This is a genomic window from Gluconobacter sp. GP1 (assembly GCF_032913585.1).
GTDB classification, from domain to species: Bacteria; Pseudomonadota; Alphaproteobacteria; order Acetobacterales; family Acetobacteraceae; genus Gluconobacter; species Gluconobacter cerinus.
The window spans coordinates 1-577 of the sequence record NZ_JASGXC010000053.1 but is presented as its reverse complement, the minus strand read 5'-3'; the positions used below and the strand labels follow the sequence as shown (position 1 = coordinate 577).

1 protein-coding gene and 1 pseudogene are annotated in these 577 nt (G+C 53.9%); both read right to left on the bottom strand.

The annotated features are described in order from the left end of the window. Window positions 1-227 (bottom strand): annotated as a pseudogene (locus R5H23_RS16880) (hypothetical protein); the annotation flags it as partial. A 14-nt stretch (window positions 228-241) separates the two neighbouring features. Continuing rightward, window positions 242-577, bottom strand: a 336-nt coding sequence (locus R5H23_RS16875; protein ID WP_317216134.1) for a hypothetical protein, incomplete at its 5' end; no start/stop codon positions are given.

The window sequence follows — 577 nt, the reverse complement described above, 5'->3', positions numbered from 1 at the left end:
CCCGAAGCTGAACCGCCTTGAATACTTGGGTTTTGCATCTGCCCGTTGATAGCATCGATCTTTCTGCCAATCGCAGCCGCAACGACATCAGACCTGACAAGATCTCCCGGATTTCTGGTTTGAGTATAGGATCGCCAGTTCGGCACAAAGTTGACGGGATCTGCCAGAGCCTGCTGCATGCACAGCAGCAATAAGACAGAACCAAAAATTGAGTAGAGGCGTCTCATGTCACAGGCTCCCCTCATGCTGCAATTGCCGCTTTGAAATGCAGGATATTGGCCCGTTCATCCGCCTTACCTCCTGCTGTATTATAAACCCGCTTGTGAAACGCGCTCATGCCCACGGGGTCATTCCAGGCCGGAAGAGGCCCGCGATCTCGCCAGCATTTGATGCGAGCCATGGCAAAATCATAAGCCTGATTGCTGATCATCAGATCAGCTTCTGGGGTTAGGTTGCCGATGAACCCACGGATCACGCGCGCTACAGGCGCCTGAGATGGATTATTCAGCCAGTTGGTCCAGCAATCGTTGTGAGTGTCCGGCTCCATCTGGCAAAGGCCACGCGCTGGACCATAGCC